The sequence below is a fragment of the Rhizobium sp. GW821-FHT14E12 genome, assembly GCF_058803745.1.
In genome coordinates this window covers 103,441-118,595 of the sequence record NZ_JBXAPH010000004.1, presented here as the reverse complement: position 1 = coordinate 118,595, position 15,155 = coordinate 103,441, and the positions used below count along the sequence as shown (strand labels likewise).

Here is a 15,155-nt window from a genome sequence, read left to right as displayed (position 1 = left end):
GGTTTCTATCCCATCAAGGAAGAGAGAACAGCCATGCTCGGACGCATCAATCACATTGCGATTGCCGTTCCTGATATTGCCGCCGCCGCCGCCACCTATCGCGAAACGCTGGACGCCAAGGTGTCCGAGCCGCAATCCCTGCCGGAGCATGGCGTCACCGTCGTTTTCGTCGAGCTGCCGAACAGCAAGGTCGAACTTGTGGAGCCGCTTGGCGATAGCTCGCCGCTATTGAAATTCCTTGCCAAGCATCCTACCGGCGGCATGCATCACATCTGCTACGAGGTGGACAATATCCTGGCGGCGCGCGATCGTCTGATCGCAGGCGGCGCGCGGGTGCTGGGCGATGGCGAGCCCATGATCGGTGCCCATGGCAAGCCGGTGCTCTTCCTGCATCCCAAGGACTTTTTCGGGACGCTCATCGAGCTCGAGCAAGTGTGACATTAGGGCGCTGGGCCGCGCTTTGAAACCTGGCGGTTTTGGCTCTATAAGCTGTTGTGGATGAGGAGGAGACGGGTCGATTTTTGCCCGTCTTGAGGGAGCATATGGCCCAGCAGATTTTCTCGACTTGCGCCGTCTATTTCGTTGTCTGGTGGATCACGCTGTTCGCCGTCCTGCCGTTCGGCCTGCGCACACAAGCCGAGGACAATCATGTCATCCTCGGCACGATCGAAAGCGCGCCGACGAAGTTTCGGGGTTTTCGGGTGGTGCTGATCACGACTGTGGTATCCGCCGTGATCTACGCGGCATGGTATGTCAGCGCGCATTATTTCGGCTTCGGTTTCAACTCCATGCCGCAGATCATTCCGCACTATGACGATTAAGGTTCGTGCCCGGAAATTTCCGGGATGCACGGCTGGAAATTCGATGTCACTGAATGGCCCGGAAACTGTCACACCTTCGTCATGTGATTGGGGCAAAGAGACTGCGCGACAAGGGTGGTCGCATCATACCGGCTGGTCGGTCTTGAGGGACGTTTCAAAGCCTGGTTTTTAAGAAAACCCTGTGGCGGCTTGATGCGAGAAAGCAAAAAAAAACAAGGCGGTAAGCCTTGTTTTTAAGTATCGCGTGATCCTTATCCGTTGCCGGGGCAGCGACGAGCGCGCCTAAGATCTGATCCTCCCAAGACTTGACCGCGAAACGACAAGAATTTAGCCTTCCTGCCTCTTTTGTGAGCTAAAATTAGCTCAAAGAATGAGCTTTGTCATCTGTTTTTTTGCTTTTTTGTTACAGTCGCGCAGAATTTTTCTGTTGACAGTTTCTCGCCACAAATCCTTATAAACATGCATTTTTTCGAATTCGCGAAAATGGTTGATGGCGCCCCGTATCTGCGGGCGCACGCCGGATTTGCGCCGCGCAAATGCGGGTTTCCTTCCTGCCCCGAAGCAGTTATGAACTGCCTCCAGCAGACAATTTTTTAACGATTCCGCCGGACGCGGAACGTCAAACCATCTGGAATCGACCCATGCGCCTGTCTCGTTACTTCATGCCCATCCTGAAGGAAAATCCCAAGGAGGCGGAAATCGTTTCCCACCGGCTGATGCTGCGTGCCGGCATGATCCGCCAGCAGTCGCAAGGCATCTATTCCTGGCTGCCGTTGGGCAAGCGCGTTCTCGACAAGGTCAATAAGATCATCCGCGAGGAGCAGAACCGTTCCGGCGCAATCGAGCTGTCGATGCCGACCTTGCAGTCGGCCGAACTCTGGCAGGAAAGCGGTCGTTACGACGCCTATGGCAAGGAGATGCTGCGCATCAAGGACCGCCAGGAGCGGCCGATGCTCTATGGCCCGACCAACGAGGAGATGATCACCGACATCTTCCGTTCCTACGTCAAGTCCTACAAGGACCTGCCGCTGAACCTCTACCATATCCAGCTGAAGTTCCGCGACGAGATCCGTCCGCGCTTCGGCACCATGCGCTCGCGCGAATTCATGATGAAGGATGCCTATTCCTTCGATCTGACGCAGGAAGGCGCCGTGATCGCCTACAACAAGATGTTCACGGCCTATCTGCGCACCTTCGATCGTCTGGGTTTGCGGGCAATCCCCATGCGTGCCGACACCGGCCCGATCGGCGGCGATCTCAGCCACGAATTCATCATCCTCGCCGATACCGGCGAATCCGAAGTTTTCTGCCACAAGGATTTCGTCAATTTCGATATCCCTGCGGAAGACACGAATTTTGATGACGCCGCCGGCCTGAAGGGCATCTTCGACAAGTGGACGTCGCTTTACGCGGCAACCTCCGAAATGCACGACGAGGCGGCCTTCAATGCCATTCCCGAAGGCGAACGCCTGTCGGCGCGCGGCATCGAAGTCGGCCATATCTTCTATTTCGGCACCAAATATTCCGAGCCGATGGGCGCGAAAGTGCAGGGTCCCGATGGCAAGGAACACGCCGTCCACATGGGATCTTACGGTATCGGCCCGACACGCCTTGTTCCCGCCATCATCGAAGCATCGCATGACGAGAACGGAATCATCTGGCCGGCCTCGGTCGCGCCCTTTGATGTCGTCGTGATCAACATGAAGTCTGGCGATCAGGCCTGCGACGCCGCTTGCGAGACGATTTATGCGGCTCTGTCCAAGGCCGGCAAGGATGTCCTGCTTGACGATCGGGACGATCGCGCCGGAACGAAGTTCGCAACGGCCGATCTGATCGGTGTGCCCGTGCAGATCATCGTCGGGCCGCGTTCGATCGCGGGCGGCGAAGTGGAAGTCAAGGACCGCAAGACAGGCGCCCGCGAGACGATGACCGTCGAAGCGGCGATCAATAAACTGGCAGGCTGATACAGCAATAGGATGAGAAGCGAATGGCGGTAACCGCGGCAGCCGAGCAGCAGGAAAAGTCTATCACGACTAGTCCGTCATCGCGTCCATTCTCCGGTTTCGAGCGGCTTGTCGCCTGGCGCTATCTGCGCTCCCGGCGCAAGGAGGCGTCGATTTCGGTCATTGCCGGCTTCTCGCTGGTCGGTATCATGCTCGGCGTTGCGGCGCTGATCATCGTCATGGCCGTGATGAACGGCTTCCGCGCCGAGCTTTTCAAACAGATTCTCGGCTTCAACGGCCATGTCATTGTCCAGCCGATCGATTCGCCGCTGAATGACTACGCCTCGCTGGCGCAGAAATTTTCGGCCGTTCCCGGCGTCACCATGGCTTTGCCGCTGGTCGAAGGTGAAACGCTCGCCTCTGGTCGCGGCGGCTCCGGCACAGGCGCGCTCGTGCGCGGCATCCGCTCCGAGGACCTGACGAAGCTCAAGACGGTTTCGGACCATATCGTCGATGGCGACATGGTCGGCTTTGCCGCCGGTCAGGGTGTCATGGTCGGCTCGCGCCTGGCGCGGCAACTCGGCCTCACGGTCGGCGATCAGATCACGCTGACCGCGCCCGATGGTGATGTCACGCCGTTCGGGGTCAATCCGCGCGTCAAGGCCTATAGCATTTCCGGTATCTTCGAAGTGGGCATGTCGGAATATGATTCCTCCGTGGTCTTCATGCCGCTCGAGGAGGCGCAGCTGTTTTTCAACGCCGAAGGGATCGTCGAGAAGATCGAGCTCTTCATCAGCAATCCCGATGATGTCGACCTCTTGAGACCGAAGATCGAAGCGGCGGCGGGGCGGCAGATCTTTCTGACCGACTGGCGGCAGGTCAACGCCACCTTCTTTTCGGCGCTCCAGGTCGAACGCAACACCATGTTCATGATCCTGACGCTGATCGTCATCGTCGCGGCACTGAACATCATCTCCGGCCTGATCATGCTGGTGAAGGACAAGGGAAGCGATATCGCCATCCTGCGCACCATGGGCGCGACATCAGGGGCGATCATGCGCATCTTCTTCATGACAGGCGCCGCGATCGGCGTTGTCGGCACTCTCGCCGGCGTTGCGCTTGGCGTTCTCGTTTGCCTCAACATCGAATCGATCCGCCAGTTCTTCTCCTGGATATCGGGCACGGTGATCTTCAATCCCGAGGTCTATTTCCTCAGCAAGCTGCCGGCCCAGATGAACCTGAGCGAGACCATCTCCGTCGTCGTGATGGCCCTGACGCTATCCTTCCTCGCCACGATCTTCCCGGCCTGGCGTGCCTCGCGGCTCGATCCGGTGCAGGCGCTACGGTACGAATAAGGAATTCCACATTTGATGAAACGCAACGTCGTTCTCCAGCTCTCGGGCGTGGAGCGTCATTACGGGCAGGGCGATACCCGGCTATCGATCCTGAAGAGCGCCGATTTCGCCCTGCATAGCGGCGAGATCGTCGCCCTGGTCGCGCCGTCCGGGACGGGCAAGTCGACGCTCTTGCATGTTGCCGGTCTGCTGGAACATCCCGATGCCGGCGAGGTGCTGGTCAACGGGCACGCCTGCGAAGGACTGTCCGATGAAAAGCGCACGGCAGTTCGCCGCAGCGAAATCGGTTTCGTCTATCAGTTCCATCATTTGCTGCCGGAGTTTTCGGCACTTGAGAACATCATGATGCCGCAGCTGATTTCTGGCCTGTCGCGGAAGGAGGCGAGCGTTCGTGCCGCCCAGCTTCTCGACTACATGCGTATCGGCCACCGCGCCGATCACCGCCCGGCCGAACTGTCCGGTGGCGAGCAGCAGCGCGTCGCCATCGCCCGCGCCGTCGCCAATGCGCCGCTGGTGCTGCTGGCCGACGAGCCGACCGGCAACCTCGACCCTGAAACCGCGCATTATGTCTTCGACGCGCTCGAAGCGCTGGTGCGGCAGTCGGGCCTTGCGGCGCTGATCGCCACGCACAATCACGACCTTGCGGCCCGCATGGACCGCCGCGTTACCATCAACGACGGCAAGGTCGTGGAATTCTGATCGTCCGTCAGGGGACGATCAGCCCGCCGCGATAGTCCAGCTCGTAAGCTTTGCGCTCGTTCACCAGGATGGCTTCGTGGCCGCTGAAGTGATCGCAGCCGCCGGTGCTGCGGTCTACATAGCAACCGAGCGGATGGTCGAATTCGAAGCCTCCGAGGAAGCGCTTCTCATCGAGGTAGAGCCGCAGCAGCGACGCCTTGATGATCATCCCCGCCGTCGTGCCGTCGATTAGATCGGGCTCGACGATGCGCCCGAAATAATTCATCGCCCAGACCGGTTCATCGTCGAGCCAGATCAGTTCCTGCCCGGCGAAATCCGTGCCGCCGAAATAGCTGTCGAGATAGCGCCAGCGACCATTGGCGTAGCCGATATCATGCGAGCCACTGCGGCAGGACGGCAATCTCTCGCCATCGCCGACATAGGTTTCGGCCTTCGCGGTGACAATGAAATCATTCAGCTCGGCAAGGTCCGGCACGGTTCTCTCCATTCATGGTGAGCGACCAGCATGTCACGGGCACCACGATTTGTAAAGAACATATAGTGAACAAATGGAATGTTGTTACTGGCTGACGCCGCAGCCTTTCTGGCCGAAATCGTCCTCCCAGTCCTCGATCTTGATGGTCTTGCCCTCGGTCTTAAGGCTTTTACCGCTCTTCGTCGCCTTGCCGGTCAGGACATTGTAATCGCAGCTATAACCGCCATCGGGGTTCAGCGTATCGCGGTAATCATAGGTGTAGCCGGCGACCACAAAGGCGTTGTTGCGGAAGGCGAGCGTGAGCGTCTGCTCCCAGCGGTCGCGTCCGATGGCGTCGTTTTGCGAGGTGACGGCGATCGAGCCGTTCGGCAGCACCTTGATCGAGGGTTCCTGGCCAAAGATGCCGTCGGGCTCCGTGCTGCCCGGAACCTTATTCGGTGCGGCCGCCGCAAGCCTCAGCAGGGAATGTTCGTCGTCGCGCAGATAGATGTAGATGCCGATGGGATTGTCGGCCTGATCATCAGGCGCCGGCGCCACCAGCAGGGCGAGATCCGGTTTGCCATCCTTGTTCCAGTCGCCGATTGCGGCATCGACGATACGCCCGGGCGCGATGGCGGTTTCGGCGGCGGCCGTGGCAGTGGCGGAAAGCGAAATGAGGGCTGCGACAACAAGCGGCTTCATGGTGATCTCCCGGTTCATTCTGTCTCCTTAGCAATTGCTACCGAAGGCTTGGTTAAGCTCTTTTGAAATGTTCCTCGCACTCATGTCGAGTACCACTAAAAGTCAGATTGTTGGGTAGCGATCCAAAAGTCCGACCAAAGCTTAGCGACTGTCCAAGCTTGATACTGTTTGACCGCCTCATCCAGTAAACTAGTCTAGATGGGACATGAGACTGGGAACGCGGGACGCATTGCGCCGCCGAGATGGGCGTGTAGGTGCTATGGAAGGGTAGGATATGGCAACGCTATACATGTTAATGGGGTTGCCAGGGGCGGGGAAGACAACAATTGGCAAACGCCTTGAGCAGAATTGCCCTGCATTGCTGCTGTCTCCAGACGTGTGGATGGCGCGAGTTGTTCGGGACGGCTACGATGCCGACAGACGACGAGCGGTACAGCAATTGCAGTTGGAGTTGGCCGATAGGGTTCTTCGTCTCGGGCGCGACGTGGTCCTGGAATTTGGGTTCTTCCGTCGCGCAGAGCGAGACGATGCACGAAGGCTGGCGTCCAAGGCAGGCGCCGAGGCGCAACTGATCTTCCTGGACCCGCCTTTTGAGGAACTGGTTAACCGTGTCGAGGCGCGTAACCAGGACCTGCCGCCCGACACATTTTCTGTAACGCGGGAGCACCTCGAATTGTGCGCTACGTGGCTTGAGCGGCCGTTGCCGGAGGAGGAGGCTTCCATATATCATTAGCGCCGCAGGCGGTCGTTAAGATCATCGGAAATGCGAATTTACCTGACGCCATCCGGATATGCAGTGCGATTGCTGGTGCCCCTTGAGAAGCCAAGAGTTGCGCCCATCATCTGGCCTTTGATGACGCATTTGCCTCGGCCGGTTCTTCCGTCCATCGACATGCAGGAGAACATCGATGATGAAATTTATTGATGGTCCTATTGACTCTCGAACAAAAATAGAACAAATAAGAAACATAACGAGTAAGGAGCGCGTAAATGACCGATATCATTCGAGACGTTGCAGCATTCACCTCCATCGTGATGTTCGTCGCCAGCTTTTCCCTGATCATGATGGCGATGTGAATCTTATCCCCACGGGTGTTGCGATGCGCCCGTTAATCATGAGGACAGCTTCTGGACTTTATCGTCCGCTATGCCGACAATGCAGCCGATTCATTTGGGCATGCGGAAGGGCATAGAATGGCGGATATGACGAGCAGCGGTGCGACGAGTGCACCGGTCGGTGACACGCCGGAATTCGTGCATCTTCGTGTCCATTCCGCCTATTCACTGCTCGAGGGCGCATTGCCCCTGAAGAAGATCCTCGCCAAGGCGGCCGGCGACAATCAGCCGGCCATTGCCGTCACCGACACCAACAATCTTTTCGTCGCGCTGGAGTTCTCCCAGAAGGCGATGGACGACGGCCTGCAACCGATCATCGGCTGCCAGGTATCCATCGATATGGAGGATGGTGTCGAGGGTGAGAAGCGTGGTCCGCAGCAGGCTTTGGCCAAGCTGCCGTCCATCGTCTTGTTTGCTGCCACCGAGCGGGGCTATGAGCGGCTGGTCGACCTTGTCAGCCGTGCCTATCTCGGCGGTGAGGGCAATCAAGCCGTTCATATCACCGCCTCCTGGCTGGAAGAGATCGGCACGGAGGGGATGATCGCGCTGACGGGGTCGCTCGGCGGTCCTGTCGACATGGCGCTGAAGGAGGGGCATGCGCCTCAGGCGCTGTCGCGGCTTCTGACACTGAAGCGCCTGTTTGGCGACCGGCTTTATATCGAGCTGCAACGTCATGGCACCTATGACCGCCGCCACGAGCAGAAGATGATCGCGCTCGCCTATGAGCACGAGCTGCCGCTGGTCGCCACCAACGAAGCCTTCTTCCCGACCCGCGACGACTACGATGCCCATGACGCGCTGATGGCGGTTGCCCACAACGCCATCGTTTCGGATGACACCCGTTTTCGCTTGACGCCGGATCATTATCTGAAGAGCCGCGCCGATATGGCGAAGCTTTTCGCCAACCTGCCGGAAGCGCTGGAAAACACCGTGGAGATCGCGCGGCGCTGCTCTTTCGTGCTCAAGACCCGCAAACCGATCCTGCCGCGCTTCACCGGCGCCGCCGACGATGAGGAAGAGGCCGATCGCGCCGAATCCGCGGAATTGCGTGCCCAGGCGATCGAGGGTCTCGACCAGCGGCTAGCTTCGCTTGGCATGGCGCCGGGCTATGTGGAAAAGGACTATCGCGAGCGGCTGGAGTTCGAGCTCAGCGTTATCGAACGTATGAAGTTCCCCGGCTACTTCCTGATCGTTGCGGACTTCATCAAATGGGCGAAGCGCCATGATATCCCGGTCGGCCCCGGCCGTGGTTCGGGTGCGGGATCGCTGGTCGCCTATGCGCTGACCATCACCGACGTCGATCCGCTGCGTTTCTCGTTGCTGTTCGAGCGCTTTCTCAATCCCGAACGCGTGTCGATGCCGGACTTTGACATCGACTTCTGCCAGGATCGCCGTGAAGAGGTGATCCGCTATGTCCAGGCCAAGTATGGTCGCGAGCAGGTGGCGCAGATCATCACCTTCGGTTCGTTGCAGGCGCGCGCCGCCCTTCGCGACGTCGGCCGCGTGCTGGAAATGCCCTATGGCCAGGTCGACAAGATCTGCAAGCTCGTGCCGAACAACCCCGCCAATCCGACACCGCTGCATCAGGCGATCAAGGAAGAGCCGCGCCTGCAGGAGGAGGCCGACAAGGAGCCGGTCGTCGCCCGCCTGCTGGACATCGCCCAGAAGATCGAGGGTCTCTATCGCCACGCGTCGACCCACGCCGCCGGCATCGTCATCGGCGACCGCCCGCTGTCGAAGCTGGTGCCGATGTATCGCGATCCGCGCTCCGACATGCCGGTTACCCAGTTCAACATGAAATGGGTTGAGCAGGCCGGCCTGGTGAAGTTCGACTTTCTCGGCCTGAAGACGCTGACGGTCCTGAAGACCGCCGTCGATTTCGTCGCCAAGCGCGGCATCGCGATCGATCTCGCCAGCATCCCGCTCGACGACAAGAAGACCTACGACATGCTCTCGCGCGGCGAGACGGTCGGCGTGTTCCAGGTGGAAAGTGCGGGCATGCGCAAGGCGCTGATCGGCATGCGCCCGGACTGCATCGAGGATATCATCGCGCTCGTGGCGCTCTATCGTCCAGGCCCGATGGAAAACATCCCGGTCTACAATGCCCGCAAGCATGGCGAGGAAGAGATCGAATCGATCCATCCGACCATCGACTACCTCCTGAAGGAAACGCAGGGCGTCATCGTTTACCAGGAACAGGTGATGCAGGTCGCCCAGGTGCTCTCGGGCTATTCGCTCGGCGAGGCCGATCTTCTGCGTCGTGCCATGGGCAAGAAGATCAAGGCGGAGATGGACCAGCAGCGCGAGCGCTTCGTCGATGGCGCCGTCAAGAATGGCGTGTCGAAAGGCCAGTCGGACGTCATCTTCGATCTGCTGGCCAAGTTCGCCAATTACGGCTTCAACAAGTCGCACGCCGCCGCCTACGCCATCGTCTCCTACCAGACGGCCTATATGAAGGCGCATTATCCGGTGGAGTTCCTCGCAGCGTCCATGACGCTCGATATGGCGAACACCGAAAAGGTCAACGACTTCCGCCAGGACGCCAAGCGCCTCGGCATCGAGGTCATCGCGCCGTCGATCCAGACCTCGTTCCGCCGTTTCGAGACGGGCGAGAACCGCATCTATTATGCCCTGGCCGCCCTCAAGGGCGTCGGCGAATCCGCTGTCGACCATATTGTCGAAGTCCGTGGTGATCAGCCTTTCGCCGGGATCGAGGATTTCTGCCTGCGCATCGATCCGAAGCAGATTAACCGCCGTGTGCTGGAAAGCCTGATCGCCGCCGGTGCCTTCGATTGTTTCGAGATCGACCGCGCGCAGCTGATCGGCGGGATCGATCGGATCATGGGCTATGCGCAGGTCGCGCAGGAAAACAAGCGCAGCGGCCAGCACGATATGTTCGGAAGTGCGGCCTCGGGGCCTGAGAAGATCTCCTTCCCGCCGTTCACACCCTGGCTTGCCTCGGAGCGGCTGCTGCGCGAATTCCAGGTTCTGGGCTTCTATCTTACCGCCCATCCGCTCGACACCTACAAGAGCGTGCTGGACAAGATGCGGGTGCAGAACTTTGCCGATTTCTCGGCAGCTGTGAAGCAGGGGGCCAGCAACGGCCGCCTGGCGGGAACGGTCATCTCGAAGCAGGAACGCAAGACGCGCACCGGCAACAAGATGGGCATCTTCGTCTTCTCCGACGCTTCGGGCCAGTTCGAAGCCGTGCTGTTCTCCGAAGTGCTCAATCAATATCGCGATGTGCTCGAAGTGGGCAAATCCTTCGTCGTCACGGCCCAGGCCGACGAGCGGCCGGAAGGCATCAGTCTGCGCTTGCAGACGGCGCAGTCGCTGGAGGAGAAGTCGCTGCAGATGCAGAAGGCGCTGCGCGTCTATGTCCGCGATTCCGGCCCGCTGAAGGCGGTGGCCGCGCACCTCAACGCGAGGGGCGACGGCCTGGTCTCCTTCATCGTCATCAAGGAGGAGGGCAAGCGCGAGGTCGAGGTGGTGCTGCAAGAGAAATACCGCATCACGCCGGAGATCGCGGCCGCGCTGCGCACAGCGCCCGGCGTGATTGATGTGGAGCTGGTCTAGCCCTTTTTCCCCAACGCGCCGCTATTGGTAATGGTGATGAAATCGGTGCCGTTCCCGGTTTCCGGGCCGACGCCGGTGTCGGAAATCGTCAGGGACGACCCTGCCGTCAGCAGATCGCCGATCCTGCGCCTGATGTCGTCGGGTATGGTAATGCGGTTGAGCGCGCGGTCGGCGGCGTCGAAGGCTTGTGCCTGCTCTTCGCTGGTGATGCCGAGCCGCTTCTTGGTATCCCTGGAGAGATCGTCTTCCAGCGTCACGCCGAACCAGTCCGTCTTGCCGTTTATCCTGTCGACCGCATTTGCGGTGAAGAAATGCGTGCCGAGTGCTTCCTGCGGCTCGGCGATGATTGCCGGCGCTTCGAATAGTGGCTTGAAATTCTGGCGAACCAGGATGGCGCCATTCGGCGGCTCGCCCTTGCCGGCAGCGGCATAGACCGCCTTCATCAGCGCCGGGCTGACGAGGCTGCCCGAGGTCGTGATACCATGCGCCTTCTTGAAGTCGCCGATCGCCTGCACGGTCGCCGGTCCGAGCAGTCCGTCCGGGGTGCCGGTGGTAAAGCCCATGTCGTTCAACAGGCCCTGCAGATCACGAACGTTTTCGTGTAGTCCCCGGCGGGTCATCAGGATGCTGAGTGGCGCTTGGTCGACCGGTCGTGCTGTCCGTACGGCCGGCGGCAACGGCAAGGCCGCGACATCGTTGGTGGCGACCTGCACCGGCTGTGCCTGCGGCATGAAGATGGCTGTTGTCGGACGCAATTCGAGATCGGAGAACAGCACGGAGGCGGGTGCTGCCTCGGGCTGGAACAGCATGGCGTGCTGGAAAGGCTGCGGCACCAACGGATGGTCGGCGATGACGACATGCACGCCGCGCTCGGTCATCTGGTAGAGCATCTTGGCAAAGGCTTTCGGCATACGCACGCAGCCATGCGAGGCGGGGTAATTCGGCACCGAACTCGATTCGTGCAGCGCGATGCCGGACCAGGTCAGCCGCTGCATGAAGGGCATTGGCGAGTTCGAATAGAGATTGGATTCGTGATAGACCTCCTTCTCCAGAATGGAGAAGATGCCGCTCGGTGTCGTGTGGCCACGCTTGCCGGTCGAAACCTTCGACGTCGCCACCACCTTGTCGCCGTCATAGACGGCCAGCGACTGCCGGTCCTTGGACACGACGATCTGCAAGGTGCGGACGTCATCCGCCGCAAGGGCAGGGTGAATGAGGGCTGTGGCCGACAACAGGCCAAGTCCGAAAAGAAAATGCGGCTTCATACACACATACCAAACGCAATACTCGTATTGATGTAGACTAGACTTCGAAGTTTAAGGAAGACTTGAAGACAAGCCTTCAGTTCGAAATGCTTTTCCGGCGATTCACCAGGAAAAGACCCGCTCAATGAGCGCAATTGCGGCAGGAAGTATTTTATGTAATTCTTAAGTTACGGATTGTGGGGCCGGGTGGGGGTTCGACATGCAAGTGGACGTGATCGAAACGCTGGAAGATCTGCAAGCGTTGAAAGGCAACTGGGATCGGATCTACGAGATCGACCCGGAAGCGCACTGCTTTTTGTCCTCGACATGGATATCGAGTTGGTTTGCCTCACGCACCTTGCCCTGGTTCGTGCTGGCGGCGAGGGAAGAGGCCGATGGCGCCTATGTGGCTTTCCTCCCGATCCAGATCGGCACCGGGCTTGATCGCGGCAAGGGCTTTTACAATATCGTCGCCATGGGCGGCTCCTACTTTGCGCCCTATACCGGCATTCTGAGCGACCCTGCTCACGCGGATGCATCGGCCCTGGCCTTTGCCGAGCATATCCGAACCTTTCACTGGCGCAGCCTGCATCTGGACGGCATCGACCGATCATCCGCGCGGATCGGGCGTTTCCTTGACCATTTCCCGCCCGAGGATTTTACCGGCGACAGGGTCAGGCATCCGGCACGGATCCAGAATGCGACAGACCGGGTCGATCCGGAGATCCATCTCCATGTGACGCTGCCGGCGAATTTCGAATCCTTCCTCAGCGAAAAACTACGCCCAAGGGTGCGGCGCAATGTCCGCCTTGGCCTGCGCAAGCTGGATGGCTCGACGACGCTGCGGGTGACGCATGGCGAGGGCGGAGCCGGTGAGGCAGACTTGGAGACACTGCTTGGCCTCTGGGAGAAGCAATGGGGACAGCGTGGTCCAGGCCATGCGCGCTATATCCTCGATAATGCGCGGTCGGTTTTGCCGGATAGCTTCCGCGACGGCGATCTCTTTATGCCGATCCTGTGGCAGGGCGAGACGCCGATCGCGGCTGCCGCCATTCTTCTCGACCGCCCCAGGAAGAGCCTGATGTGTTTCCTGAGCGCACGCGATGTGACGATCCGGGACCTATCTCCGGGCTTGATCCTTCATGCCCATACGATCCGCTGGGCGATCGAGAACGGCTTTCGCATCTACGATCTCGGCGCAGGCAATTACGCGCATAAATATGCTTTCGGCTCCGTCAGCCGGCGCATCGAGCACTATCGGATCGACACACGGACGGGGTGGAATCTGGGTGAACGGCTGGATCCGCATAGTCTGCCGCTCGTGCTTGCCCGCGTCAAAGATCTACATGCCGCTGGCGATCAGCGCGATGCCGAGATCGGCTGCCGGCAGATCCTAGCCGTCGAGCCTGCGCATCGCGAGGCATTGGCGCTCTATCGCGACATCGCAGCGTCGCGGACGCTCTGGCAGAAAATCTGGTCCGATGATGCCCCGACCGGTGACCAGGGATCTGCCGATCGCGTCCAGGCGGAAAGGCAATACCGCGCCGCGATCGCTGAAAATCCCGGAGATTTCGATGCCGTGCACCGGCTGAGCATACTCCTGCTGCTGCGTGGCGAGGGCGAGGAGGCGGAGGCCGAGATCGCGCGGGCACTGGAGCTTCGCCCCGCTTCCGCTGCCGCCCATTGCACCTACGGCAATATCCTTGCCGCGACCCGGAATTTCGAGGCTGCCGTCATCCGCTATGATCGCGCGATTACACTGGAGCAGGACTACGCGGTTGCCCACAACAACAAGGCCAACGCCTTGCGCCACCTCGGGCGCCCCGACGAGGCGCTGGCGAGCTATGACGACGCGATTGCGGCCAGGCCGGACTACGAACAGGCGCTTGCCAATCGCGCGGCACTTTTCGATGAGGAGCCGGACATGCTGCCGCCCCTCTCTCACGTCCCGCGCTTGCCGCCGAATGTGTAGCCGGTTTCGACCGTCTTGTTGCCGAACTTTTCCCTGAGCTTGTCCATCGCCGCCTCGGCTGCCGCGCGGCGGCTCGCCTGTTCGTCGATCAGATCCGGCGGATCGGCGCGGGCGGCATCGCAGAGATCGGTGACGCCGATGCCGATCAGGCGGAATTTCGTGCCGTCGGTCTCATGTTCGAGGAGCCGCAGGCCAGTACGAAAAATGCGGTCGGCAAGCTGGGTCGGGTCCTCCAGGCGGCGGTTGCGGGTCCGGCTTTTGAAATCCGCCGATTTCAGCTTCAGCACGACGGTGTGCCCGGCAATATCGCCGCGTTTCAGGCGTCGCGATACTTTTTCAGAGAGATCACGCAGGATCGGCACGAGATCGTCATGGCGCGAGATATCCTCGAAGAAGGTCGTCTCTGCAGATACACTCTTTGCCGCCTCGTTCGGATGCACCGTGCGGTCATCGACGCCGCGCGACAGGCGGAAAAGCCGCTGGCCGATGACGCCGTAGCGGCGCATCAGGTCGCCTTCCTCCATGGTCTGCAACTGGCCGATGGTGCGGATGCCGTCGCGCTCCAGCGTCGCGGCAAAGGCCTTGCCGACGCCCCAGATGGTCGTCACCGAACGCGGCTCCAGAAACGACAACGCCTCCTCGCGGCCGATCACGGAAAAGCCGCGCGGCTTTTGCAGGTCGGAGGCGACCTTGGCGAGAAACTTGCAATAGGAAAGGCCGACCGAGATGGTGATGCCGATCTCGCTTTCGATACGTTTGGCAAATTTCGCGAGGATTCGCGCCGGCGGATCATGATGCAAGCGCTGGGTGCCCTCGAGCTCGAGAAAGGCCTCGTCGATCGAAAGCGGCTGCACCAGCGGTGTCAGCTCCTGCATCAGCATCCGCACCTCGCGGCCGACGCGGACATATTTCTCCATATTCGGGCGAATGACCACCGCCTGCGGACAGGCCTCCAGTGCCTTGAACATCGGCATGGCCGAGCGGACGCCATGGATGCGGGCGATATAGCAGGCGGTGGATACGACGCCACGCTTGCCGCCGCCGATGATGACCGGCTTGTCCGCCAACTCCGGATTGTCGCGCTTCTCGATCGAGGCATAGAAGGCGTCGCAATCGATATGCGCTAGCGTCAGGTTGTAGAGTTCGCGGTGATAGACAAGGCGTGGGCTGCCACAGGCACGGCAGCGCGTTCGCTCGCTCAATTGCTCGCTCAAGCAATCGCGGCAAAAACCGGAAATTTTGTCGGGCGCGCTGATCATGAAACGAGAACAAA

The 15,155-nt window shown here is 60.1% G+C and carries 12 protein-coding genes; 8 read left to right on the top strand and 4 right to left on the bottom strand.

Annotated features, from left to right (window positions below; all coding sequences use genetic code 11):
* Positions 1-33: 33 nt before the first annotated feature.
* The 5 genes from mce (at position 34) to AC1RO0_RS17435 (ending at position 4,818) form a co-directional block, all read left to right on the top strand.
* Entirely contained in the window at positions 34-438 is a 405-nt protein-coding gene (mce, locus tag AC1RO0_RS17455; protein ID WP_498594117.1) for a methylmalonyl-CoA epimerase, read from the top strand.
* 104 nt (positions 439-542) lie between these two features.
* Positions 543-821: a DUF1467 family protein gene (locus AC1RO0_RS17450; protein ID WP_498594116.1), complete on the top strand. Its 279-nt coding sequence runs from the start codon at positions 543-545 to the stop codon at positions 819-821.
* A 641-nt stretch (positions 822-1,462) separates the two neighbouring features.
* Positions 1,463-2,785, top strand: coding sequence for a proline--tRNA ligase (gene proS, locus AC1RO0_RS17445; RefSeq protein WP_498594115.1), 1,323 nt, complete (start codon positions 1,463-1,465; stop codon positions 2,783-2,785).
* Between the two features lie 23 nt (positions 2,786-2,808).
* On the top strand, positions 2,809-4,119 hold the full coding sequence (locus AC1RO0_RS17440; protein ID WP_498594114.1) for a lipoprotein-releasing ABC transporter permease subunit: 1,311 nt from the start codon (positions 2,809-2,811) through the stop codon (positions 4,117-4,119).
* A 15-nt stretch (positions 4,120-4,134) separates the two neighbouring features.
* Positions 4,135-4,818, top strand: a complete 684-nt coding sequence (locus AC1RO0_RS17435) for an ABC transporter ATP-binding protein (protein WP_153366053.1) — start codon at positions 4,135-4,137, stop codon at positions 4,816-4,818.
* Between the two features lie 7 nt (positions 4,819-4,825).
* Here AC1RO0_RS17435 and AC1RO0_RS17430 read toward each other — a convergent pair whose 3' ends face one another.
* Together AC1RO0_RS17430 and AC1RO0_RS17425 are read right to left on the bottom strand one after the other, a co-directional pair.
* A complete protein-coding gene (locus tag AC1RO0_RS17430) occupies positions 4,826-5,293 on the bottom strand; it encodes a DUF5680 domain-containing protein (RefSeq protein ID WP_498594113.1) in 468 nt (155 codons plus the stop codon).
* 84 nt (positions 5,294-5,377) lie between these two features.
* On the bottom strand, positions 5,378-5,992 hold the full coding sequence (locus AC1RO0_RS17425; protein ID WP_498594112.1) for a hypothetical protein: 615 nt from the start codon (positions 5,990-5,992) through the stop codon (positions 5,378-5,380).
* A 256-nt stretch (positions 5,993-6,248) separates the two neighbouring features.
* Between AC1RO0_RS17425 and AC1RO0_RS17420 the strand changes: the two genes are divergently transcribed.
* Both AC1RO0_RS17420 and dnaE read left to right on the top strand, forming a co-directional pair.
* Positions 6,249-6,707: a P-loop nucleotide/nucleoside kinase family protein gene (locus AC1RO0_RS17420; RefSeq protein ID WP_498594111.1), complete on the top strand. Its 459-nt coding sequence runs from the start codon at positions 6,249-6,251 to the stop codon at positions 6,705-6,707.
* Between the two features lie 461 nt (positions 6,708-7,168).
* Positions 7,169-10,666 carry a DNA polymerase III subunit alpha gene (gene dnaE / locus AC1RO0_RS17415; protein ID WP_498594110.1) on the top strand — a complete coding sequence of 1,166 codons (3,498 nt, stop codon included), beginning with the start codon at positions 7,169-7,171 and terminating at the stop codon, positions 10,664-10,666.
* Here dnaE and AC1RO0_RS17410 read toward each other — a convergent pair.
* Entirely contained in the window at positions 10,663-11,931 is a 1,269-nt protein-coding gene (locus AC1RO0_RS17410) for a L,D-transpeptidase family protein (protein WP_498594109.1), read from the bottom strand. The genes dnaE and AC1RO0_RS17410 overlap by 4 nt on opposite strands.
* Positions 11,932-12,130: 199 nt before the next feature.
* On the opposite strand from AC1RO0_RS17410, the gene AC1RO0_RS17405 reads away from it, so the two are divergent.
* On the top strand, positions 12,131-13,882 hold the full coding sequence (locus tag AC1RO0_RS17405) for a GNAT family N-acetyltransferase (protein WP_498594108.1): 1,752 nt from the start codon (positions 12,131-12,133) through the stop codon (positions 13,880-13,882).
* Here AC1RO0_RS17405 and AC1RO0_RS17400 read toward each other — a convergent pair.
* A complete protein-coding gene (locus AC1RO0_RS17400; protein WP_498594107.1) occupies positions 13,852-15,141 on the bottom strand; it encodes a DNA polymerase IV in 1,290 nt (429 codons plus the stop codon). The genes AC1RO0_RS17405 and AC1RO0_RS17400 overlap by 31 nt on opposite strands.
* Positions 15,142-15,155: the final 14 nt, after the last annotated feature.